Source organism: Flagellimonas hadalis (assembly GCF_007785775.2).
Lineage (GTDB): Bacteria > Bacteroidota > Bacteroidia > Flavobacteriales > Flavobacteriaceae > Flagellimonas > Flagellimonas hadalis.
On the sequence record NZ_VNIK02000006.1, the window covers coordinates 96692 to 122285 of the forward strand.

15 protein-coding genes are annotated in these 25594 nt (G+C 45.5%); 8 read left to right on the forward strand and 7 right to left on the reverse strand.

Annotated features, from left to right (window positions below):
- Positions 1 to 7: 7 nt before the first annotated feature.
- Together FOT42_RS10435 and FOT42_RS10440 are read right to left on the reverse strand one after the other, a co-directional pair.
- Positions 8 to 1105 (reverse strand): DUF3137 domain-containing protein, encoded by a 1098-nt coding sequence (locus FOT42_RS10435; protein WP_151890516.1) that lies wholly within the window; start codon positions 1103 to 1105, stop codon positions 8 to 10.
- A 3-nt stretch (positions 1106 to 1108) separates the two neighbouring features.
- Positions 1109 to 1660, reverse strand: coding sequence for a LemA family protein (locus FOT42_RS10440; RefSeq protein ID WP_151890517.1), 552 nt, complete (start codon positions 1658 to 1660; stop codon positions 1109 to 1111).
- Positions 1661 to 1988: 328 nt separating this feature from the next.
- On the opposite strand from FOT42_RS10440, the gene FOT42_RS10445 reads away from it, so the two are divergent.
- Both FOT42_RS10445 and FOT42_RS10450 read left to right on the forward strand, forming a co-directional pair.
- A complete protein-coding gene (locus tag FOT42_RS10445) occupies positions 1989 to 5012 on the forward strand; it encodes a tetratricopeptide repeat protein (protein ID WP_151890518.1) in 3024 nt (1007 codons plus the stop codon).
- A gap of 12 nt (positions 5013 to 5024) precedes the next feature.
- The gene (locus FOT42_RS10450) at positions 5025 to 6773 is read left to right on the forward strand and encodes a TonB-dependent receptor (RefSeq protein ID WP_151890519.1); all 1749 of its coding nucleotides are present in this window, start codon (positions 5025 to 5027) and stop codon (positions 6771 to 6773) included.
- 265 nt (positions 6774 to 7038) lie between these two features.
- Here FOT42_RS10450 and FOT42_RS10455 read toward each other — a convergent pair whose 3' ends face one another.
- The 3 genes from FOT42_RS10455 to FOT42_RS10465 all read right to left on the reverse strand — a co-directional run bounded on the left by FOT42_RS10455 (position 7039) and on the right by FOT42_RS10465 (position 13207).
- Positions 7039 to 8607, reverse strand: a complete 1569-nt coding sequence (locus tag FOT42_RS10455; protein ID WP_151890520.1) for a RagB/SusD family nutrient uptake outer membrane protein — start codon at positions 8605 to 8607, stop codon at positions 7039 to 7041.
- 9 nt (positions 8608 to 8616) lie between these two features.
- On the reverse strand, positions 8617 to 11721 hold the full coding sequence (locus FOT42_RS10460) for a SusC/RagA family TonB-linked outer membrane protein (protein WP_151890521.1): 3105 nt from the start codon (positions 11719 to 11721) through the stop codon (positions 8617 to 8619).
- A gap of 316 nt (positions 11722 to 12037) precedes the next feature.
- Complete coding sequence (locus tag FOT42_RS10465; RefSeq protein ID WP_192938371.1) at positions 12038 to 13207, reverse strand: helix-turn-helix domain-containing protein; 1170 nt, start codon at positions 13205 to 13207, stop codon at positions 12038 to 12040.
- Between the two features lie 184 nt (positions 13208 to 13391).
- On the opposite strand from FOT42_RS10465, the gene FOT42_RS10470 reads away from it, so the two are divergent.
- Positions 13392 to 15011, forward strand: a complete 1620-nt coding sequence (locus FOT42_RS10470; RefSeq protein ID WP_151890523.1) for an amidohydrolase — start codon at positions 13392 to 13394, stop codon at positions 15009 to 15011.
- A 43-nt stretch (positions 15012 to 15054) separates the two neighbouring features.
- Here FOT42_RS10470 and FOT42_RS10475 read toward each other — a convergent pair whose 3' ends face one another.
- Positions 15055 to 15585 (reverse strand): DUF2911 domain-containing protein, encoded by a 531-nt coding sequence (locus tag FOT42_RS10475; protein ID WP_151890524.1) that lies wholly within the window; start codon positions 15583 to 15585, stop codon positions 15055 to 15057.
- Positions 15586 to 15826: 241 nt separating this feature from the next.
- On the opposite strand from FOT42_RS10475, the gene asnB reads away from it, so the two are divergent.
- The 3 genes from asnB to FOT42_RS10490 all read left to right on the forward strand — a co-directional run bounded on the left by asnB (position 15827) and on the right by FOT42_RS10490 (position 20783).
- Positions 15827 to 17497 carry an asparagine synthase B gene (gene asnB, locus FOT42_RS10480; protein WP_151890525.1) on the forward strand — a complete coding sequence of 557 codons (1671 nt, stop codon included), beginning with the start codon at positions 15827 to 15829 and terminating at the stop codon, positions 17495 to 17497.
- A gap of 258 nt (positions 17498 to 17755) precedes the next feature.
- Positions 17756 to 19696, forward strand: a complete 1941-nt coding sequence (gene gyrB, locus FOT42_RS10485) for a DNA topoisomerase (ATP-hydrolyzing) subunit B (protein ID WP_151890526.1) — start codon at positions 17756 to 17758, stop codon at positions 19694 to 19696.
- Between the two features lie 73 nt (positions 19697 to 19769).
- Positions 19770 to 20783: a DUF6588 family protein gene (locus tag FOT42_RS10490; protein ID WP_151890527.1), complete on the forward strand. Its 1014-nt coding sequence runs from the start codon at positions 19770 to 19772 to the stop codon at positions 20781 to 20783.
- An 82-nt stretch (positions 20784 to 20865) separates the two neighbouring features.
- On the opposite strand, the gene FOT42_RS10495 is transcribed toward FOT42_RS10490, so the two are convergent.
- A complete protein-coding gene (locus tag FOT42_RS10495) occupies positions 20866 to 21237 on the reverse strand; it encodes a hypothetical protein (protein WP_226789861.1) in 372 nt (123 codons plus the stop codon).
- Positions 21238 to 21479: 242 nt separating this feature from the next.
- On the opposite strand from FOT42_RS10495, the gene mdh reads away from it, so the two are divergent.
- Together mdh and secDF are read left to right on the forward strand one after the other, a co-directional pair.
- The gene (gene mdh, locus FOT42_RS10500; protein ID WP_151890528.1) at positions 21480 to 22406 is read left to right on the forward strand and encodes a malate dehydrogenase; all 927 of its coding nucleotides are present in this window, start codon (positions 21480 to 21482) and stop codon (positions 22404 to 22406) included.
- A gap of 219 nt (positions 22407 to 22625) precedes the next feature.
- Positions 22626 to 25592, forward strand: a complete 2967-nt coding sequence (secDF, locus tag FOT42_RS10505) for a protein translocase subunit SecDF (RefSeq protein WP_151890529.1) — start codon at positions 22626 to 22628, stop codon at positions 25590 to 25592.
- The last annotated feature ends 2 nt before the right edge of the window (positions 25593 to 25594 follow it).

Below are 25594 nucleotides of genomic sequence, written 5' to 3' on the forward strand. Positions count from 1 at the left end.
GGGGAAATCACACTTTCCAGATTTTAGTGTCCAGATTCAGGTCTTCCACAATCCCGATGGCATTGGAAATGTTCTCAACAAACAGTTCAAACGCATTCGAGGTGATGAGGTTCTTGTGCTGTGGAAGACAGAAAAAACCATTGGGGTGTTGGATGGCCATGTACAGTTTGTTATTGTTGAACGATAGCATGATGGGTCTTTCCATTTTTCTTTTCAGGGCCACGATGCGTTCCATGAAAGCCGTTGAAAGAATGTATCGAGCCTCGACCTGATCGGTGCCATATACGACAAACTCTTTTTCGAACTCGGTATGTTCAAGGTTGATGAGCTGTTTTCGATGGAGTTTAAGGGATTGTATGATCTTTGCGAAATACCCTGCCCTTTTTTCGAGTTTGTCTGGCAAGACTATGGTGTTTCCCCTGATTTTTTTATTGAAATCAATGATGACGAACATGCCAAAAAAACTGTATCCCATGTGATCAACCGAGTGATCCTTGGAAAACCAGGGCCGAATGTAGTTATAGGCAAAATATAGATGGGTAAGGAATGGGATGTACATGAAATAGGACCCAAAAAAGCTTTGGTTGATGATTTTTACATCCCCCATGACGATGGAAGTATCACCAACCTTACCAGATGCAAAGCCTGAACCCATATTATATACTTTTTGTTGCTTGTCCTTATTGCCCGACACTTGGGAATAGCTGGGGATCAATAGGCTTTCAGTGATCTGTGCTGGTGTGATCTGTTTTATGGGACTGTACTTTAAGCCTGGTATCAATCGGTCCAACACAGGTTGTAGGATCTCACCTTCAACTTTCCTGTATTTGACTCCAATACGGTTCGCTTTGATCATAAAAACGAAATAGAGCACCCAATAGAAAACCAAAAGGATTTGGAAGATCACTCCTGAACTGTTCCGGGATACTTCGGTAATCCACTGATTGTTGAAATAGGTGATCATGGGCAGGAAAAAGATGCCCAACACGAATGTGAGTATGAACAAATTGCCGCCCGTTTTATAAAAACGATACTTCTTTCTCAATTTTTCTGCCTGATGCAGCAATGGAAGAAGTGCTTTCTTACTACTATTGCTATTTTCCATATCCTATTGTTGGAAATAGACTTCCGGAGCCTTTTTTTCTTCAGCCTCAATGGTGAACAACGTTTTCTGGGAATACCCCATCATTTTGCCCATGATATTGGAAGGGAACATTTCCAAGGCATTGTTGTGGGCATTCACGGCTGCATTGTATGCCCTTCGTGCAGCAGAAAGTTGTTCTTCCACCTCATTGAGACTGGCCTGTAGCATTAGGAAGTTTTCACTCGACTTGAGTTCAGGATAGGCTTCTGCCCTTATTTGTAGATTTCCAAGGAGCATACCCAACTGGCTTTCCCATTTGAATCGGTCATTGGTCCGCCCTTTTTCGGAAATGATCTTTTCCCGCAGTTGGGTGATTTCCGTCAGGGTTGCCCGTTCGTGCTCCATGTATCCTTTAACGGTGTTTACAAGACGGGGAATCAAGTCTGTCCTTTTTTTGAGCATCACATCAATACTGCTGTAGGCTTCGTGTACCTTGTTCTTTTTTGAGATAAGGTTGTTGAACAGAAAAATGGCAAAGAGCAACAGGGCTCCAAAAATGATGATGGCGTAGGTCATGGTTCCTTGTTTTAGGATTAAGATTCAGATGTAAAAAACGTATCGGTCAAAGGCTGAAGAGGTCGCTGCCCAAAATCGGTACGGTGAGGTCATGGAATTGTCGGGCCAAAAATAATGGTTGACCCCATAGGGGTTTCATGTCAACAACATTGCTATTTTTGATAACCAAAAGCTCTAGAGGTCATTGAGCTTTTCGGAATAAAAGTAATCATAATTGTAAATACTTGGAACCTTACCCATTGAAAATTGGACATATTGCACAGCAAACATACTTTGGCCTTAATTTTGACGTTATGACTAAAGTCAGTCGAGAACAGCGTAGAACACTATGAATCGAAAAAACCTCTTTGTGTTCCCCATTTTTTTGGGGACCTTTTTTGTGCTCACCGCACAGGAAACCGAAATCCATACCCACGACAACAAAGCTTATCAAGATGCTCTGGCCCTGTACAATAATCAACAGTATCAGGCCGCGCAGACCATTTTCCAGACGGTAAAGACCAGCACCAAGGATGGCGAGACAGAAGCCAACAGTGCCTACTATGCCGCCAATGCCGCCATACGGTTGAACCAACGCGGAGCGGACAAAATGATGGAGGACTTTGTGGAACGGTATCCCACGTCGACCAAGCGGAATTCCGCTTTTTTGGACGTGGCAGATTATTATTTTGAGACGGGAAAATACCCTTTTGCCCTCAAATGGTACAAAAAAGTGGATGAGTCTTCCATGTCCTATGCGGATAGGGAGCGGTTCAACTTCAATAATGGTTATGCCCTTTATGCCTCCAACAGGCCCGGTGAGGCAGAACGGTACCTGAGCAAGGTGACCACCTCACAAAAATATGGCTCGCAGGCCAAGTATTATCTGGGGTATATTGCCTATGAACAGGATGACTACAATGAGGCCAGTGCCCGTTTTGACCAGATCACGGACCCAGAGTTGCTCAATGAGAAGCTGTCCTATTACCAGGCCGATCTTAATTTTAAACTGGGCAAGTTCGAGGAGGCCATCGCCATGGCAGAAAAGCAGTTGCCCAAATCGGACCGGCAGGAAGTTTCCGAGCTCAACAAGATCATTGGTGAGAGCTACTTCAATTTGGAACAATATGGAAAGGCCATTCCCTATTTGGAAGGCTATAAGGGAAAAAGAGGCAAGTTCAACAACACCGATTACTATTTACTGGGGTACAGCCACTACAAGCAAGGGGACTACCAAAATGCCATCCAACAGTTCAACAAGATTATTGGGGGATCCAACAATGTGTCGCAGAACGCATACTATCACTTGGCGGAATGCTATTTGAAGCTGGACAAGAAATCCGAAGCGCTCAATGCTTTCCGAAATGCCTCACAGATGGATTTCAGTCCAGGGATACAGAAAGATGCGATGCTCAACTACGCCAGGCTGAGTTACGAAATAGGCAATGCGTACGAACCTGTCCCACAAGTCTTGACCAACTATCTGGAGAAATATCCAAAGGATGAAAACCAAATGGAGATCCAAGAACTTTTGGTGGATTCGTACATCACTTCCCGAAATTTTGAAGGCGCCATGCAACTTTTGGAGAAGAACAAGAACTACGCGAGTAAGGAAACCTATCAGAAAGTAGCCTACTATCGAGGGATTGAACTCTTTATTGATGGGGATTATGAAGCGGCCTTGGAAAGTTTTTCCAAATCGCTGAAAAGTGCCGAAAACGCAACTTTTGAGGCCAGGACTCTATATTGGAAAGCAGAATCAGCCTATCGTCTGAACCGTTTTGAGGAGGCCTTGGTCGATTTTGTGAAATTCCAGCAACTTCCCGCATCCAAAGCATTGCCCGAATATGAAGAGCTGGACTATAATCTGGGCTATTGTTACTTCAAGCTGAAGGATTACAACAATGCAATTGCCTATTTCAAGAACGTGGTCAATTCCAACGCCATTGATGAGGACCGAAAGAACGATGGGTACCTCCGTTTGGGGGACAGCTACTTCGTGACCAGCAAATATCAGTTGGCCATGAACGCTTACGACGCATCTTCCAAGTTGAACGGACCGGAAAGGGACTATGCTGCGTTTCAAAAAACATTGAGCAACGGATTTTTGGGCAACAACTCGGCCAAGATTGATGGACTGAACGAATTTTTGGAGCGTTATCCCAACTCTTCCCTGCGCGATGATGCCCTTTTTGAACTCGGCAATTCCTATATCAAAGACAATCAGGAGAATTTGGGACTACGGACCTATGACCGTCTTGTGGCCGAATATGCAAAGAGCAAGTTTGCCCCCCAAGGCATGTTGCGCCAAGGTTTGGTGCACTACAATGCCAGTAGAAATCAACAGGCTTTGGACAAGTTGAAGGAAGTGGTGCAGAAATATCCGAACACCCAAGAGGCCAAACAGGCGGTGGCCACGGCCAAATTGGTCTATGTGGACGAAGGCAGGGTAAGCGAATATGCCGCATGGGCCAGAAACCTGGATTTTGTGGAGGTGACCGACTCCGAACTGGACAATGCCAGTTTTGAATCGGCGGAAAGGAAACAGATAGAGGGCAAGACCGATGTGGCTATCAAGGGCTACGAGGACTATTTGAAACAGTTCCCGAATGGTCTCCATTCCGGAAGTGCCAATTTTGCACTGGCCCAACTCTATTTTGGTAAAGGGCAAAAAGACAAAGCCCTGCCAAGGTACAAAGTCGTGGCCGATGGCGGGAACGGCGAATATACCGAGCAGGCATTGACCCGTGTCTGTGAGATCTATGTGGAAAAACAGGATTATCAAAGTGCCATTCCCTATCTGAAACGATTGGAAAGCTCGGCCGATATTTCCGAGAACAGGACCTTTGCCCAATCCAATTTGATGAAGGGATATTATGGACAGAAGGATTATGGGCAAACCATAGCCTATGCCGAAAAGGTATTGAAGGCCCCCAAGATCGATGATAGGATCAAGAGTGATGCGCAGATCATGATTGCACGATCGGCCATCGCCACGGAAAATGAATCACTGGCCAAGACTGCCTATCAGGATGTGAAGAAAATCGCTACGGGGGAACTCGCTGCCGAAGCGTGGTACTACGATGCCTATTTCAAGAACAAGGAAGGTGATTTTGAAGCCTCCAACACATCGGTACAAAAACTGGCAAAAGATTATGCAGCCTACAAAATATGGGCCGGAAAGGGGTTGGTGATCATGGCCAAAAATTTCTACAAATTGGGTGATGCCTTCCAGGCCACGTACATTTTGGAAAGCGTGATTTCCAATTTTTCGGATTATGATGAGATTGTCACCGAGGCCAAGAGCGAACTGGCCATTATCAAGACTAAGGAAGCTGAGAGCAATTCATCCGTAGATCCCAACGAAAACTAAACGAGACACAGCATGCAAAAGAGAACCTATATATTTCCATTACTTTTTTTGAGCCTTTTTGGAACCCTTTTCGGTCAGGAGACCGATGACATCGGCACGGAGACGGTAACGGTGGTGAAACCGTATTCCCCGACCGTTTCAGATGCTTTCAAGATCAAATCGGCACCCAACCTGAACGATTCCATCGTACTTCAAAAAAAGAAGATAGATTACAGTATTTTTTCCGTTCCGGTGGCCTCCACCTTTACCCCGGCCAAGGGAAAGGCATCGGGAGTGAAGAAGACCCCGCCACCCACGCTGTACAATTCGTATGCTTCGGTAGGGCTGGGCAACTATAACAATGCCTTGGTGGATTTTTATACCAGCAGGGAGTTCAACAGGGGAGAGGATTTGTTGGATTTTGGCCTGACCCACAATTCATCAAGGGGTGATTTGGATTCCACTCCCTTGGACACGGATTTTTACGATACAAAACTTGATGCGTCCTATGCCAAAAGGGACAGATATATGGATTGGGGCGCCAGTGTGGGGCTCCAACACCAACTGTACAACTGGTACGGGATAGAGAACGACGTGTATAGCGATGATCTTGTTGCCTCCATGGACGAACAACAAAATTATTTCAATGCCGAGGCAAAGGCCCATTTGAACATGGAGGATTCCTTTTTCAAGCAAGGGAACATCCTCTTGAGGCGTTTTTGGGATGCCACGGAATCCGCGGAAAATCGCTTGGTACTTAACCCGACCTTGGAACTGCCCGTTACCGAGGAACTGATCACCATTTCCGCCAAGTTGGATTATGTGGGCGGAAATTTCAAAAACGCATCATTGAACAATACGACCAATACAGGGGAGATCAATTATAGCCATCTTCAGGCCGGGGTGACCCCAAGTCTACTCATCCTGCGTGATGATCTTACCCTCAATCTGGGAGCGAACATTGTGTATGGTCTTGACACCGAAAACAGTGACAGCAATTTTTATATCTATCCGGCCGTGACCGCTTCCTACCGTCTTTTGGATGAAAATGTGATTGCCTATGGGGGAATAGAGGGGGAATTGAAGCAAAACTCGTATCACGATTTTGTGGATGATAATCCTTACGTGTCACCGACCTTGGATATTCTCCCCACCGATCAGCAATATGAAGGCTATTTAGGTTTAAAAGGCCAGTTGATGTCCAATGTTGGGTACAATATCAAGGGCTCCTATACTGCAGAGAACAGAAGACCCTTGTTTTTGTTGAACCCGATCAATATCAGGGATGATGATAAAAGCTATTATTATGGCAATTCCTTTCAGGTGTTTTATGACGATATGAAGACCTTGGGTGTGTTCGGGGAAATCAATATCGATATCAACCGCAACTTTACCTTGGGAGTGAATGCGGAATTTTATGACTATGATACCGAAACGGACAATCCTGCGTGGAACCTACCTTCCATTAAAGGGTCATTGTTCATGGATTACCAGATTACCGATCAATGGTACATGGGGGCAAATCTGTTCTATGTGGGTGAAAGGGACGACTTGATATCACAGGCCATTGATGGTGCATCACCTTCTGAATTTCCATCGACCATCGTGACCTTGGACGGTTTTTTTGATGTCAACGCACATGTTGGGTATCGGTTGAACGAACAACTTTCCATTTTTGTGAAGGCTTCCAATATCGCCAATAACAATTACCAAAACTGGGCCAATTTCAGGGTGCAGGGCTTTCAGGCTTTGGCAGGGGTGTCCTATAAATTTGATTTTTAAGCTAATAATCTCCCCTTTGTGCCTAAAGACTTCTTTTGGTGCCGTCAATCGGATTGCAATGCAGAGGATTTTCATGTTGTGAATTAAAGATTTGAGCTAGCCTCCGGTTTTAGGCTTCAAATTCTGGTTTTCGATATAGCTTATCATTCAAAAACTGCCTGAATTGACAAATTTTAGACAAGAACTGCAACGGCTTATTCCACTGACAAAATAAAAAACCCGTGGGGAAGCCCACGGGTTTTTAAATTTATTTAAGGGGTTGGGATTACCAACCTGGGTTTTGTTGTTCTGCCAGAGTTGGATTGGCATTCACCTCCACTTGGGGTATTGGCCAAATAAACTTGAAATCAGCATAAGGAACAGCAGGTACACCGTAAGGACCATCGTATGCAGTTCCCAGCGTGTACAAGTCGGCTGCAGGTGTTCCATTGGCTACCTTTTGAGGTATTCCGGCAATAGGATGCATATCATCACCTTGAAGTCTATGGATGTCCGACCATCTTCTGCCTTCCATCACGAACTCGATCCTTCTTTCTTTCAAAATGGCACCTACCAATTCGGTGGCATTGGCAAAGTCGGCAAGGACATAGGATTGAGTGGCAGGATCTGCCAAAGCCCTATCCCTTACCTGGTTCAAAAGGCCCAATGAAGCAGGAAGGTCTGGAGCAGCCTTTCTGGCTTGCGCCTCGGCCATGTTCAACACTACTTCAGCATAACGGATTACAGGAGAAGCGTCGGTGTAGTTGACCCCGTCTTTGTATTTCAAGGTAAATTTGGCACCACCAGCGGTGAACACCATACCTGTGCCTACATCTGTTGGAGTTGAATTGTCCTCACGGCGCAAATCGTCTGCCAACCAGCTAGGATCTCTCCAGATGATGGGGCTAATGGCCACCAATCTTCTTCGGTTGTACTGCGAAGCCAAAGCGGCATTCACACCAGGGTTCAACGTAGCGGCCTGGGTCAATGAGAATATGGATTCAGAATTGTCATAGCTGTTGATGAAAGGACCATTTGGAGAATCCTCCATTTCATAGCTGCCATTGAGTTTGTTTCCTTCCGTGATTACATTGTCCCAATCGCGCATGTGTAGGTAAACCCTTGTTTTGAAAGCAATGGCTGCATTTGCGGAAGCTTTGGTCAAACTAGTGTTGGTAATCAAGCTTTCGGCATCGTCCAAATCCTGCAATACCTTTTCGTAAACTTCGGCAACGGTGTTTCTTCCCTTGACGATTTCAGAGTCGATTTCAGCCTGTGTATCGATTCCCACTTCCCTGTAGGGAATTCCAGGATGTGAAGCTCCAGCGGAAAAGTTATAAGGTCTTGCAAAGTGGACCAATAACTCGAAATGGGTAATGGCACGCAAAAACTTGGCCTGACCAATGTAATCATTGGCCACATCTTGGGTGATGATACCGGCTTCGGCAGCAGTGGTAACTCCTTCGATGACCAAGTTGGCCCTGTTGATCAAACGATAACCATCGATCCAATAGTAAACGTTGTTCGCTGTTGTTGGGTCGTATGTGGCCGTATAGGTCAATTGGTAGAAGGTGGCAGTGTTCACCACATCTTCTCCCCTGTTGTCACCTTGTTGTACGAAAGCAGCCCCCCAAATATATCCACGACCACCGTTGGGGTTGGTCGAGTTGTACTGGCCAATGGCCGCGGCATTGTACATCCCGTTCACTGAACTTTCGATCAAAGAGGGGGATGAGAAGGCATCGTTCAACGAGATGTTATTGATAGGACTCAGGTCCAGAACAGTTTCGTCAGAACATGAAATCACGCTAATCCCAAAAACGGAAAGGGTGATGTATTTGAATATCTTTTTCATTTTTTAGAATTATAGATTAACATTTAGACCTACGGAAAGTACTTTTGATCTTGGTGTACCGTTGATGTCTACACCACTGGATTCCATTTCAGGGTTTAGGCCCTTGTAGTCTGTAATGGTCAAAAGATTCTGTCCTTGGATGAAGAACCTCACCATGTTCAGTTTCAACTTTTCGGTCACATTTGTGGGCAGTTTATAACCCAAAGTGATGTTGTCCAAGCTGATGAAATCACCTTTTTCCAAGAACCTAGTGGTAGCATGTCCGGTTAGGTTGGTAAAGGTGTTGCTACTAGCATAGAGCATAGGTGTCATTCCATCTCCAGGCTCTGAAGGACTTTGCCATCTTCCCAAAATCTCTGTAGAGTTGTTGTTGAAGTTCTGGGTCACCAAATCCCTTCGGGTGGCATTGAACACATGGTTGCCACCACTGTAACGGAACATGAAACTAAAATCGAAGCCTTTATAGGTGAACCTGTTGATTACAGAACCATAGTAGGTAGGCAATGAGGTTCCAAGGATGAACTTATCATCGGCAGCACTCAAACTCGAAGCTTCTGATAGATCTTCAGGATTGTTGGGGTCGAACACAAAATAGGTCTGTGTAGGTATGTTACCTTGTACCAAAGAACCATCAGCTTTGTAGTAAACCGGGTTTCCATTGGCTGGGTTGACGCCCCAATACCTATGTCCGTAGATAGAGTTGATGGATTCCCCTTCCCTGATGATCAAGTTGGGAGCGATATTGGTGTTGGTAGAAGTACCTCCAATGATATCCTGTCCATCAGGAATACTGGTCACGGTATTTTTATCCAGAGTCAAGTTGGCTGAAACATTCCAGCTGAAGTTCTCCGTATTGAAGGGAGTATAGTTGACAGAGAATTCAAGACCTTCGTTCTTCATGGATCCAATGTTCTTCTTGATCCTGTTGTCAGGAACCCCAAGTGAGTGTGGTACTGGGACATCAAGGATCAGACCGTCAATATCGTTTTTGTAGTAATCGAAACTGAAGGTCAACTTGTCGTTAAAGAAGCCTAAGTCAGCACCAAAATCAGTCTTTTTACTGGTCTCCCACAACAATTGGTCGTTACCGAACTGTGTAAATGCGATACCGTTCAAAGTACCGTATTGGGAAGCCGAGGTCAATCCCAAGTAGGGATAGCTGCCGATGTCGGTGTTTCCTACTTCAGAGTAAGATCCCCTAAGTTTGAAAAGGGAAATGGTGGGGTTCAAGCCACTGAAAAATTCCTCGTTGGCAATGTTCCAACCAGCAGAATACCCGGTAAAGTTGTTCCAACGGGTGGCCTTGCTCAATTTGGAGATACCATCCCTACGTATAGATCCTTGCAAAAAATACCTTTCCTTGAAATTGTAGCTGATCCTACCTACATAGGAGCTGATACCGTTTTCGGTAACGCTACCACCTGATGTTTGGGTACCATAGGCCCCAGTTACCAAGTTTTTGTTGTAGAACTCATCCAACAAATCGGTACCGGTTCCAAAAAAGCTTTGTACCCTATCCTTTTGGAATTCCATGACCGCAGTCAAGGCAATGTTATGTGCATCGGCGATACTGGTATTGTAATTGATTATGTTTTGGGTGTTCCAGCGTAGAAAATCTGTATTGTTGTTCTGTAACCTACCATTGGATCCACGACCGTCGCCATGGATTGGGCTGTAGTACAAAAACCCTGAGGTAAGAGTATTATTGGCACTGGCCTGGAACCTATAGGTAAGGCCCTCCAGCAATTTTACATCTCCAAAGACGCTGACCAAGGTATTGTTCTCTTTGGATTGGAATTTATTGTTGGCCAATACATAGCCAATGTTGGAGATGTTATCTCCCACAGGATCGGTGTTGTCCCATTGGCCCACTACGCTTCCATCTGGAGAAAGGTTGAACCCGGTGGGGTTGTTCGGATCGTAGATGGGAATGTTCGGGAGCTGCCTTGTGGCATTGAAGATGTTACCTGAAAGTGAGTTTCCTCCTGTATTCAATCCGTTGAACTCATTTCTGGTGACCGCAACGTTTCCTCCAACAGTCAACCAATTGAAGACATCATGTTCGAGGTTGGTTCTGATACTGTGTCGCTTTAAATTGTTGGGCAGAGCCACACCGTCTTGGTCGGTAAAACCAAGGGACAAGAAATATTTGGTTTTGTCTGTTCCACCATTTACGGATAGGTTATGGTCCATTTGGAGCGCACTTGATCTGAGTACCGCTTTTTGCCAATCGGTATCATAGTCACTTCCAATGGCCCAAGGAGCTTGGCCCCTGTTGGTCCGCTTTTCGTTTGCTATTTCCAAGAACTGGGAAGTGTTCAACAGGTCAAAGGTTTTGATCGGAGATGCAAAACCGGTCACCACATTATAGCTAACTTGAGCAGTGCCTTTCTTCCCTTTTTTGGTGGTGATCAAGATGACCCCATTGGCAGCCCGCGAACCGTAGATGGCTGTTGCGGCACCGTCTTTCAAAATCTCAAAAGATTCAATGTCATTGGGGTTGATACTGCTTAGTGCGTTGGTTGAGGCATAACCACCCGTATCCCCAGTAATGACAGGAATACCGTCCACAACAACCAAAGGATATGTTCCTGAACCTATGGAGCCCAGACCCCTGATCCTGATTCTTGGGGCCTCCCCAATGATACCAGTGTTGGTGGTTATCTGGACACCAGCGGCCCTACCGGCCAACTGGCTTTCGAAACTGGGCGTCACCAAACCTTGGATATCGCCTCCAGAGACACTCGCAATGGCCCCTGTAATTTCCTTTCTTTTCTGTACACCATAACCAACCACAACGACTTCTTCCAAAGCTTGGGCATCTTCTTCCATCTGTACGTTTATGGTACTTTGGGCTCCTACAGTTATCCTGACCTCTTTTTGGCCCAAATAGGAGAAGACAAGTGTTTGTCCAACTTCTGCCTGCAAGGTGTAGTTACCATCAAAATCGGTTTGGGTACCACTGGTGGTCCCCCTTACTACTACGTTCACGCCTGGCAGTGGTGATCCGTTCTCATCTGTAACCGTACCGCGAATCGCTTTTTCCTGCGCGGACGATAGATGCACCACAAATGCCATCAAAAGTGCTAATAATACTTTTGTTTTTGTTCTCATTTAATTTGAGTGTTAGTTAATAGAATCATTTTGAATTAGTTTTTGATCAAGAAAAGCCGGCCAATTTTTTATAGGGTGACTAATCCAAAAAAACAAATGAGACTAAGCCCATAATGTTTTGAAAAATGACCGAGCTAATCTTAATCGGGCGTAAAATAATGGAGTGGTGATGGCAAGAGGTTTGTATCCGACCTAGATTTATGGTTTACCGACGGATATTAACATTTACTTAAATATAAAAAATTGAATATCAATAAATTATAGAAATTAAATGCTAAACTTTAACATTGGAAGACGGAGTGTTCATGGCGCGATATCACTCATTTAAACTCTTGATGTATTGTGCTGGAGTGACCTTTTTTCGCTTCTTGAAAGCCTTGTAGAAGGAGACCTTATTGTTGAAGCCAGACTCGTAGATGATGTCGGTAATGGATTCTGTTTGTGATGGGTTTTGATCAATATATGCAATGCATTCCTCAATGCGATAATCATTTATGAATTCATAGAAATTTTTATTGAACTCTTGGTTGATGACCTGGGATAGACTGTAACGGTCTGTATTGAGCTTTTTGGCCAAAGTTTCCAGGGATAGGGTATGGTCCAAAAAGAGTTTATCGTCCATGGCATCGATGAGCTGCCCTTTTAAGGTTTGGGCCATGGCAATGGTGAGTCCTGAGTTGTGGTATTTTTCCCTTATTTGGTTTTTATCAATGCGAACTGCCAGCGGCTCAGTAATAATTGTTGGTAAAAGGTATAACAGGAACGAAATCATGATGATGAACACTGAAAAGAAATAGGCAATAATGTAACGTGTGATGTGTTCGAATGAAAGTTCATGTTCGAACAAGGCCCTTGTAGCTGATATGATAAATATGGCGGAAAAAAATGAAATCAGCATTTTTGCCCAGTTCCGGTCCATTTTTTCAAGACGTTTTCTGTAATGTACATATTGTCTGATAATCAAGAACAGAAAAAAAGCAAAATATAGACTCTTGACATAGGCATTGTTAAGCAATTGTTCTCCCAGTTTTTTGAATCCATGACTTGGAGTAATGTCATTGGTGTTTGTCAAAATCAGCAATAACAGCATACTCATCAAGAAGGGGCCAAAGTAAAGTGCTGCTTTTCGGGCTTTGATTTTTTTGAGGGGATAAACTTTTCCTTCCATATATAAGAAAAGGGAAGGTCCCAATAAGAACAAAATACTGGAATAAAATGGAATTTTTGGGATATGCATTACCCCGTCCCACCACAACAGTGTAAGCTCAAGGAGAATCGCAGAGATGGCAATCATGAAAATGCCCATGTGTACATTATGTCCTTTCTTAAGAGCGATAAGGTAACTTCCTGTGCATGCCCCTAAAAGTGAAATACTGATAAATATATAGTGGAGTAGGTTCAGCTCGCTAGGAACAGCGGTCTGAAGTATGAACTCACCAATAGGCTCAACTCCTCCCAATAGGGAGAAATAGGAAGAAACTGACATGTTTGAATTAGCTATATAATATGTCCTGAAAAATAATAATAATAACGAAGTGAAATTCTTAAAAAAGCAAGAAATCGTATATTGTTCTGACATCTCTTGGACTTTCCAGGGAGAAATAGTGAATAGCCTAAAAATCCATCCTTTTCTTTTTTCATATTTTCTATTTTTGAAGAAACCATCAAGAATGAAAAAAATCCTTTCAATTATAGTACTCCCTCTTTTGCTGGCCTGCAATTCCAAGGAAGAAGTGGACATGATCGTTAACAATGCCAATATCCATACGGTGGATGAAGAATTCTCCACGGCAAGTGCCGTGGCCATCAAGGACGGGAAGTTTCTGGAAGTGGGAGAAAGCGAGGCCCTCCAGAAAAAATACCAGGCCAAGGAATTGCTGGATGCTCAAGGGAAGACAGTGGTACCGGGACTCATCGACGCCCATTGCCATTTTTATGGACTTGGACTGAACCAGCAAGTAGTGGATTTGGTGGGCACTTCAAGTTTTGATGAAATTCTGGACAAAGTGGACGCTTTCCAAAAAGAACGCCCCTCTAGTTACATCCGAGGTAGGGGCTGGGATCAAAATGATTGGGAAGAAAAGGAATTTCCGACCAAGGACAAACTTGATGAACTGTTTCCGGACATCCCCGTGGTTTTGGAACGAATTGATGGGCATGCCTATCTGGTGAACCAAAAGGCACTGGACCTGGCAGGGATAACCATGGAAACCCAAATGGATGGAGGCGAAATAGTGAAGAAGAATGGGGCGATCACTGGTGTTTTAGTGGACAATCCCATGGGACTCGTGGATGCCGTTATCCCGCAACCCACCAAGGAACAACAGATCCAAGCCCTGAAAGATGCGGAACAAATATGTTTGGATTATGGTCTCACCACGGTCAATGATGCAGGTTTGGGCAGGGGCACCATCGAACTGATCGATAGCTTACAGCAAGCCGGGGATTTGTCCATAAGGATATACGCTATGGTTTCCAACACTCCGGACAATCTGGACCATTTTTTGAAGAAAGGAATCATCAAAACGGATAAATTGAACGTCCGCTCCATAAAAGTATATGGGGATGGGGCCTTGGGATCTAGGGGAGCTGCATTAAAAGCTCCTTATACCGATCAAGATGGACATTATGGGGCCATGGTCACCCCTGTGGCAGAAATCGGTGCCTTGGCCGAACGTATTGCCGCCTCTGACTATCAAATGAACACCCATGCCATTGGCGATTCTGCCAACGTGGTCGTGCTCAGGGCCTATCAAAAGGCATTGCAGGGCAAGGAAGACCGTCGGTGGAAAGTGGAACATGCCCAAGTGGTGTCGCCACAGGATTTCGATTATTTTGAAGACGGGATCATTCCATCGGTGCAACCCACGCATGCTACCAGCGATATGTATTGGGCAGGGGACAGGTTGGGCCCCGATCGGGTCAAGGGCGCCTATGCCTACAAAACATTGTTGGAAAAAGCAGGGATCGTGGCCTTGGGAACCGATTTTCCCGTGGAACAGGTAAGTCCTTTCCTGACATTTTATGCCGCAGTGGCCAGACAGGACCAAGAACAGTATCCGGAAGGAGGATTCCAAATGAAGGATGCCCTCTCCAGGGAAGAGACCCTGAGGGGAATGACCCTTTGGGCGGCCTATTCCAACTTTGAGGAAAACGAGAAAGGAAGCATTGAGCCGGGCAAGCTTGCAGATTTTGTTATCCTGAGCGATGATATCATGACCGTTCCTATGGAAAATATCCCAAGTTTAAAGGCGGAGCAGGTTTTTTTGAATGGTATTAGGGTAAAATAAAAAAGCGGGGAATTCCCCGCTTTTTCATATCAAATAATCTTTATTAGAAGCTGATCGGAAGTGAAACCCGTGTAGTGCTCCATCCCATGACCATTTTTCCATCATCTTCAAAAGCAATGGAAAAAGCCTCAAGCTCCTCGTCATCAGTGCTGGCCGTAGCAGGAATCCTAGCTACGTCACCTTCACTGTCATAGGAGTAAGCTCCCCATTGGTTCAGGTTGCTGTTTAGGATCACGGTCCACTCGTTTTCCCCAGGAATGGTGAACAAAGCATAGGTGCCCGCTTTGATAGACTTTCCACCTACAGTGGCATCTTTGTAAAAAGTCACCTCAGTGGCCTCATTGGCACCGGTTCTCCAAACCTTACCCTCAGGGGCTAGGTCTTCCAGGCTACGGCCTTTCAATTGTGGGCGGCTGTAGATGACACGGACGGACTTATCGGCCTCCTTGTAACTGGCAGGATAAGAAGCGATGTCCATAGGGCTTTTGTCCAGACCGCTGAACTTCTGGGCAGTGGCTTCTGTGGAGCAAACCATCGCAAAGGCAAAGAATGTCAGTAAAAATAGATTTTTCATGATTGTGATTTTAGTTGTTTTCAAAACTAGAATTAATTCAATGTTGTTTGTATAAAAAGACGTTAAAATTGAAGAACCTTACAGAATGCTTCGGATTGATATGTTCTTTTACTTAAAAAGTATCAAAAGGATACGTTCTGCTATTTAAAATTATAAAAATGTAATTAAAATGAATTTTATGGTTTTATTTTAAAACTTGAATATTCATTTTTGTATCAAAATTGTTATAAACTATATTTTTATGTGTGGAATTGTTTGCGCATTTGATGTGAAGGAAAGCACGGAAGTGTTGAGGCCCCAATTATTGGAAATGTCCAAAAAAGTGAGGCATAGAGGGCCGGATTGGAGTGGGATCTATTCGGATGACAGGGCCATTTTGGCCCATGAAAGGTTGGCGATCGTGGATCCGGCCTCAGGGAAACAGCCTTTGTTGAGTGCCGATGGAAAACTTGTGTTGGCCGCCAATGGTGAAATCTATAACCATCAAGAACTCAGAAAGCAGTTCGAAGGGAAATACAGCTTCAAGACCCAATCCGACTGTGAGGTCATTTTGGCGCTCTACCAGGAAAAGGGGGTGGATTTCATTGATGAAATGAACGGCATTTTTGGTTTTGCCATATACGATAGTGAAAAAGACGAATATTTCATCGCCCGCGATCACATGGGGATCATTCCGTTGTATATCGGGTGGGACAAGAACGGTACTTTCTATGTGGCCTCCGAATTGAAGGCCTTGGAAGGTACCTGTTCCAAGATCCAACTTTTCCCTCCCGGACACTATTTGCACAGTTCGGATGGCGAGTTCAAGAGATGGTACCAAAGGGATTGGATGGAATACGATGCCGTCAAGGAAAACGAGACCAGCATTGAAGAGATCAAAGTGGCCTTGGAGGCCGCTGTGCACCGGCAGTTGATGTCCGATGTGCCTTATGGGGTGTTGCTTTCCGGGGGATTGGACTCTTCCGTGACCTCGGCCATCGCCAAAAGATATTCCCAAAAAAGGATTGAGTCCGGGGATACCACCGATGCCTGGTGGCCCCAATTGCATTCCTTTTCAGTGGGGTTGGAAGGTTCTCCTGATTTGGCCGCAGCCCAAAAAGTGGCCAAGCACATTGGGACCATACACCACGAGATAAAGTTCACCATTCAGGAAGGATTGGATGCCATCAAAGATGTCATCTACAACTTGGAGACCTACGATATCACCACCATCAGGGCGAGCACGCCGATGTATTTGATGGCAAGGGTCATCAAGTCGATGGGTATCAAAATGGTGCTTTCCGGCGAGGGCGCAGACGAGCTTTTTGGGGGCTACCTGTATTTCCACAAGGCTCCAAGTCCAAAGGATTTCCACGAAGAGACCGTACGCAAGTTGGACAAACTCCATATGTACGATTGCCTCAGGGCCAATAAATCGTTGGCAGCATGGGGAATAGAGGGCAGGGTCCCATTTTTGGACAAGGAGTTCATGGATGTGGCGATGCGGATCAACCCAAAGGACAAAATGATCAACGGGGAACGCATGGAAAAATGGGTCGTACGAAAAGCATTTGAATCCTATCTTCCTGAAAGTGTGGCCTGGAGACAAAAGGAGCAGTTTTCCGATGGAGTAGGGTACAGCTGGATAGATACCCTTAAATCCATGGTGCAGGAGGAAGTGACCGATGAGCAATTGCAGAACGCCCACTTCAAGTTCCCGATACAGACGCCTACGACCAAAGAAGAGTATTACTACCGTTCCATTTTTGAAAGCCATTTCCCTTCGGACGCAGCTGCGTTGAGCGTTCCACAAGAACCTTCAGTGGCCTGTAGCACAAGGATAGCACTGGAGTGGGACGAAGCCTTTAAAAACATGAACGACCCGTCGGGAAGGGCCGTTGCCAAAGTACATGCCGATGCTTACGTGAAATAAACCGACCGGTAATAACCAACCAACGATATGGAGCAGGAAATGTAGTTTTGTTTCATTTTCAATTAGTCAGAAAAGCCCCTTCGACGAGGGGCTTTTCGTTGGTGGTTGGGCCATGTTCCCCGTCATTGGGATTGGCCTCCGTTTTCCACAGATTTTGTTGATAACTTAGGGGGTTCGTTCTGCCCCAACCACCTAATTCCACTGGGTATTCCTTATATTTGTAGGATTTGAAAAATTCAAGGCAAATACTAAGAATATATGAGCGAAGAAGCGAACAAGAAACATTACTCGGCGGATAGTATCCAGGCCCTGGAGGGCATGGAACACGTGCGTATGAGACCTTCCATGTATATTGGCGATGTAGGGGTCAGGGGGTTGCACCATTTGGTATATGAAGTGGTGGACAACTCCATCGATGAGGCCATGGCCGGTTACTGTGACACCATTGAGGTCATCATCAACGAGGACAATTCCATCACCACAAAAGACAACGGACGGGGTATTCCTGTCGATCTGCACAAAAAGGAAGGTGTTTCTGCCCTTGAAGTGGTCATGACCAAGATCGGGGCCGGTGGAAAATTTGACAAAGATTCCTATAAGGTTTCAGGTGGACTCCACGGTGTGGGGGTTTCTGTGGTCAATGCTCTTTCAATACACCTAAAAGCAACGGTTTATAGGGACGGAAAAATCTGGGAACAGGAATATGAAAGGGGCAAGACCCTATATCCTGTAAAAAGTGTGGGGGATAGTAGCGAGACCGGTACCATTGTGACCTTCATACCGGATGATACCATCTTTACCCAGACCACAGAGTACAATTATGAGACTTTGGCGAACAGAATGCGGGAGTTGTCGTATTTGAACAAAGGGATAACTATCACACTTATCGATAAGCGGAACAAGGACGACAAAGGAGAGTTCATTTCCGAAACTTTCCATTCCGAAGAAGGATTGAAGGAATTCATCAAATTCTTGGATGGGAACAGGGAGCCCCTTACCCAAAGCGTCATCTCCATGGAAGGGGAGAAGAACGGAATTCCTGTGGAAGTGGCCATGGTGTACAACACAGGCTATACCGAGAACCTTCATTCCTATGTGAACAACATCAACACCCACGAAGGAGGGACTCACCTTTCAGGATTCAGGAGGGGATTGACCACCACCTTGAAAAAATATGCCGACAATTCCGGTATGTTGGACAAACTAAAGTTTGAAATTTCCGGGGATGACTTCCGTGAAGGACTTACCGCCATTGTTTCAGTTAAAGTGGCCGAACCACAGTTCGAAGGTCAGACCAAGACCAAGCTGGGCAACCGTGAAGTGACCAGTGCCGTAAGTCAGGCCGTGTCCGAAATGTTGACCGACTACTTGGAAGAGCACCCCGAAGATGCCAAGCTGATCGTGGAGAAGGTAAAATTGGCTGCTCAGGCCAGACATGCCGCCGCCAAGGCCCGTGAAATGGTACAGCGCAAAAACCCGATGAGCGTGGGCGGACTGCCCGGAAAACTTTCGGATTGTTCCGAACAGGACCCGACCAAATGCGAAGTGTTCCTAGTGGAGGGTGACTCTGCGGGCGGAACGGCCAAACAAGGTAGGGACCGAAATTTTCAGGCCATTTTGCCTTTGCGTGGTAAGATTTTGAACGTTGAAAAAGCCATGCAGCACAAGGTCTTTGAAAACGAAGAGATCAAGAACATTTACACAGCGTTGGGAGTTACCATTGGTACCGAAGAGGACAGCAAGGCACTGAATTTGGACAAGCTCCGTTACCACAAAGTGGTCATCATGTGTGATGCCGACGTGGATGGTAGCCACATTGAAACCTTGATCCTTACCTTCTTCTTCCGCTATATGCGGGAATTGATAGAGGCCGGACACGTCTACATTGCCACGCCACCCTTGTATCTGGTAAAGAAAGGAACCAAGAAACGCTATGCGTGGAATGATAAGGAACGCGATGAAATAGTGGCCTCTATGAACGGTGGGGCAGGTATCCAACGGTACAAAGGTCTTGGGGAAATGAACGCGGAACAATTGTGGGACACCACCATGAATCCAGAGTTCAGGACCCTTCGACAGGTCAGCATTGACAACGCTACCGAGTCGGACCGTATCTTCTCCATGCTGATGGGGGACGAGGTGCCGCCAAGGAGGGAATTCATTGAAAAAAATGCCGTCTATGCCAACATAGATGCATAGATAACGGTTATTTCACAACAAAAACTCGCCCCAACAAGGCGAGTTTTTTAGTTTTAAGGAAAAATTTTACAAAATGAAGAAAATCATACTGCTCACAGCTTTGTTGGGAGTAACTTTCGGCAAGGCCCAAGATTTGAATGACATTTTCGTTTCCGGGGTCAACGATGCGGAGCGTTATGCTAATGCCTATTTGGCTCCTGTTTCCGAAGCGGCCATCTACAGTATCTCCACAGGATGGTACAACAGTGCCGATTCCAAGCCCTTGGGCGGGTTTGAGATATCCATCGTGGGAAACATGACAGGATTCAAGAACAAGGATGACAAAAAAGCCTTTATGCTTGATCCGGCAGAATATGAAAATTTGGACTTTGTCCAAAATCCGGGGCAGGCACGTTTGGTTTCCACGGCTCTTGGCGATATTGAGGGGGTCGAGGTCTTTGTTGAGGACGAAACTACCCTCTTTAGCAGCACCTTTGAACTCCCTTCGGGATTGGCTTCCGAAAATCTCAATTTCGTACCCTCCGGATATCTCCAAGGAAGTGTGGGGCTTATCAAAGGGTTGGAAGTGAAGGCCCGTTTCTTGCCCAAGATGAAATTTGACGATGATAATGTCAAATTGGGATTGTTCGGTGCCGGTGTCCAATACGATTTTACCAAGTTGCTCCCGGCCGATAAACTATTGCCAGTTGCCATTTCGGCGGTCATTGGGTATACCAATCTCAATGGCGAGTATGATTTCACGGATTCTGACGTCATTGCGGGCAGCGACCAGCGTATCGATGCATCGTTCAAGACCTGGAACTTCAGTGCCGTGGTTTCCACCCGAAATATTCCCGTGATCAACTTTTATGGAGGTCTGGGCTATATCACGGGTAAATCTGATATCGATGTTTTGGGAACCTATCAGGCCAATGGCCCGTTCTTTTCCGAAACAGTCGTGGACCCTTTTTCCATTTCCAAAAAGGCCAGTGGTGTGAATGCCAATTTGGGTACCAAGCTGAAGCTGGGATTCTTCAGGATCAATGCGGAATATAACTTTGCCGAGTTCAGCACCTTTACCTTTGGTCTGAACTTTGGATTTAGATAGTATCACCAACCGAACAGCCAAAATAAAGTGGGCCCCGACATTTGTCGAGGCCCACTATTTTCATATATGTTGGTCTTCAGGTTCACTCCCTAGTGGCGAAGACCGCGCCGTTCCCTAGGGCTAAAATTTCAGGATTTTGGGCTTCCATCAGGTTGACCTTGACATCGGTCACCTGGGGATCCCCATATATAATGGTGTAGGTCCCATTTTCAACGGACCATTTAAAATCGGTATAAAAAACTAGTTTTGAATTGGAGTAGCTCTGGTATCTGCCCAGATAAACATCGTTGAAGATCCATTCTTCACGGATTGTTTCGGTACCCTTGTTTTCAATGGTGGAAGATTCAGTTTTTGCCCAGATGCCCAAAATGGGGTCATTGTTCTCTGGAACGCGGCTACAGTTGCTTACGGCAATTATGCCTATGATGGACAACAATGAAAAGAGCTTTTTCATAGGTCAGTAGGTTAAAATGATTTTGGGACTTAGAGAACGCTGTTTTGTAGGAAACTATTGCGTCCGTTATTTCAAAAAATGAAGAAAAAAGGATTTCTTCGATGAATGGTTCGTTTCCTTAACATTTATGGGGTCGAATATTCGGGGACATTTGCAAAATCGATACATTAAAACTGGTGTAAGTCAGCTTTTTTCTAAGTGAAATGCCTTATTTTTGAGCGTTAAAATTTAAACTTATACAAATGAAAGTTACCGTAGTTGGAGCAGGCGCAGTAGGAGCTAGCTGTGCAGAATACATAGCAATGAAAAATTTTGCCTCGGAAGTGGTTTTGTTGGATATCAAGGAAGGATATGCTGAAGGAAAGGCGATGGATCTGATGCAGACCGCGTCGCTTATGGGCTTTGATACCAAGATCACAGGAAGCACCAACGATTATGGTAAAACGGCCAACAGTGATGTGGCAGTGATTACCTCGGGGATTCCCCGCAAGCCGGGAATGACCCGTGAAGAACTTATCGGGATCAATGCAGGCATCGTAAAAACCGTGGCAACAAGCCTTTTGGAGCATTCGCCCAATGCCACCATCATCGTGGTGAGCAACCCTATGGACACCATGACCTATTTGGTGCACAAGGCCACTGGCCTGCCAAAGAACAAGATCATTGGTATGGGGGGTGCATTGGACAGTGCCCGTTTCAAATATAGATTGGCAGAGGCTCTTGGTGCCCCTATCTCAGATGTTGACGGTATGGTGATCGGTGGCCACAGTGATGTGGGCATGGTTCCCCTTATTGGTCATGCAACCAGGAACAGTGTAAAAGTTTCCGAGTTCCTTTCCGAAGAGAAAATGGAATGGGTAGTGGAAGAGACCAAGGTGGGCGGCGCCACGTTGACCAAGCTTTTGGGTACCAGTGCTTGGTATGCTCCCGGAGCAGCAGTTTCATCAATGGTACAGGCCATCGTCTGCGACCAAAAGAAAATGTTCCCATGTTCCACCATGCTGGACGGGGAATATGGTCTTTCCGATATCTGTATCGGTGTACCTGTGATCTTGGGCAAGGACGGTATCGAGCAGATTGTTGAGATCGAACTTTCCGATGCCGAAAAGGCCAAAATGCAGGAAAGTGCCGAAGGAGTTAAAAAGACCAACGGATTGCTCCAAGTATAATCCGATCAAATTGACCAAAAGATTGTCATTTCGGGTTTGAACGGCGGTAAATCCCAAAAGAATGTTGATGGGAACCGTATCGGATTCGGAATGACAATTTTGTTTTTACCAACCAATGCTGAGGCGTATTTGCAATTCAATCAATTTCTATTGTCAAATCTTATCGGAAATGATATATTTGCACGCTGTTTAAGAAAACATCTAAAAATTTAATAATCAATGCAAAATAAAGGACTTGTAAGGCTTTTCGCGATCCTTTTTGGCTTGGTGAGCATCTATCAGCTATCCTTTACCTTCATCACAAGTAAGTTGGAGAAGGATGCTGAGGCTTACGCAGTTAGCCAAATTTCGGAAGCTGAGGAAGATTATGTGGCAAAGCGTGAAGCTTTAGAGGCATCGTATCTGGACTCTATCAGTGACAACTCTGTTCTGGGTTTTACCAGCTATGAGGATGCCAAGAAAAAAGAGTTGAACAAAGGTCTTGACCTTAAGGGCGGTATCAACGTCACCTTGCAGATTTCCGTGAAGGATATTTTGAAAGGTTTGGCGAACAATACCAAGAACCCCGTTTTCAACAAGGCGTTGGCCGATGCCGATGTGGCATCGACCAATAGCGACCAAACCTATTTGGAACTATTTTTTGATGCATTTGACAAGATCAAGGGCGAAACCAAATTGGCTTCCCCGGATATCTTTGCCAACAAAGGGCTTAGCGATGATGTCAATTTCCAAATGAGTGATGAAGAGGTAAAGCCCATTATCCGAAGAAAGATAGACGAGTCCATCGTTTCTGCATTTGAAGTACTCCGTGAGCGTATCGATGGTTTCGGTGTGACCCAGCCCAATATCCAAAGGGAAGGGAACTCCGGACGTATCTTGGTGGAGCTGCCCGGTGCAAGGGATATTGCCCGTGCACAGGAATTGCTTTCCAGTACGGCCCAATTGGAGTTTTGGGAAACCTATCCCCAAAGCAATCCAAGTTTGGGAACCTTCTTGGTGTCCGCCAACGAGCGATTGAAAGAAATCCTGAAACCTGAGCAAACCAAAGAGGAGGTATCCAAGCCAGAATCTGAGATTGATTCCTTGCTTTCGGATGTTTCCCAAGATTCTTTGGAAACTGCCCCTCAGGCCAACCCGATTTTGGGCAAATTGATACCTGCCAATCCAGGTAGCCATGCCATTGCAAGGGCCATGGTATCGGATACGGCCGAGATCGGGAAGTACCTGAGAATGCCAGAGATCAAGAGATTGCTGCCCAACGATATCCAATTCACCAAATTCCTTTGGGAAAGACCTGCCCAAGATGTGGAAGTGGTGGATCTATACGCGCTTAAATCCAACAGGGACGGTGTGCCCAGGATCAGCGGTGATGTGGTTTCCGATGCACAGGATACCTTTGACCAGTTCAACAAGCCTGCGGTGAGCATGACCATGAACACCCGTGGCGCCAAGGAATGGGAAGCACTTACCGGAGATGCCTACAACAACCAGACCGGGATAGCTATTGTTTTGGACAATAAAGTATATACTGCCCCTGGCGTTTCTTCAGGGCCCATTTCAGGTGGCCGTTCCGAGATTACCGGAACTTTCACCGTAAATGAGACAAAGGATATTGCCAACGTGTTGCGTGCGGGTAAACTACCTGCTTCTGCGGACATTATCCAATCTGAAGTGGTAGGGCCATCTTTGGGCCAGGAAGCCATCGACAGTGGGTTCACATCCTTTATGATTGCCATGGCCTTTGTATTGCTGTGGATGATATTTTACTATGGCAAAGCAGGAGTTTTTGCTGATATTGCCCTTATTTTCAACATCCTGCTCATTTTTGGGGTGTTGACCAGCTTGGGAGCTGTTTTGACCCTTCCAGGTATCGCTGGTATCGTGTTGACCATCGGTATGTCGGTGGATGCCAACGTACTTATCTTTGAAAGGATCAAGGAAGAATTGGCAAAAGGAAAGGGTAAGGCACAGGCGATTGCGGACGGTTTCGGAAACGCACTGTCCTCAATCTTGGATGCCAACATCACTACGGGACTTACGGCGATCATCCTTTTCATTTTCGGTTCAGGACCCATTAAAGGATTTGCCACTACCTTGTTGATCGGTATCGTTACTTCTTTGTTCACCGCCATTTTCGTGACCCGATTGATGATCGACGCTTATTCTGCAAAAAAAGGCAGACGTTTGGATTTCAGCACGGGAATCACAAAGAACCTGTTCACCAACATGAACATCGATTTCTTGGCCAAGCGCAAGTTCGCTTATATCCTATCTGGAATCTTGGTGGTGGTTTCTGCATTTTCCCTTTTTACCACTGGCCTTCAGCAAGGGGTTGACTTTATCGGGGGACGTTCTTATCAGATACGTTTTGAGAAAGCGGTGAACCCTTCGGAAATCGCTTCCGAGCTCAATACGGTATTTGGTAGCGGTACCAACGTGAAAACGTTTGGGGACGCCAACCAGATCAAGGTGACCACTCCTTACAAAGTAGATGAGGAAGGTGTGGAAGTGGACACGGAAATCCAGACAAAATTATATACCACATTACAGAAATACCTTCCAGATGGCACTTCTTTTGAAGACTTTACCATTGGAGCTTCGGAAAAATCAATAGGTATCCTACAATCGGTAAAAGTGGGACCCACCATTGCCGACGACATTAAAAAGAATGCCTTCTTGGCCATTTTGGGCTCATTGGCGGTAGTGTTCCTCTACATCCTATTGCGATTCAGGAAATGGCAATTCTCCTTGGGCGCCGTTGTTGCGGTTTTCCACGATGTGATGATCGTATTGGGAATATTCTCCCTTACAGGAAAGCTCATGCCTTTCAATATGGAGATCGATCAAGCCTTTATTGCGGCCATTTTGACCGTAATTGGATACTCCCTGAACGATACCGTGGTCGTATTCGACCGTATCCGTGAGATAACTGGGATTAAGGGCTTCAAAGGCGGAGAGAATATCAACGATGCCTTGAACAGTACCTTGAGCCGTACTTTGAACACCTCATTGACCACATTGATCGTATTGTTGGCCATCTTCATTTTTGGTGGGGAGAGCTTGCGAGGATTTATGTTCGCAATGATCATTGGTGTGGTAGTGGGTACCTATTCTTCGGTGTTCATCGCAACTCCAATCATGTTCGATACCCTCAAGAAAAAAATTGCAGCCGCCACAGCTGCATAGTT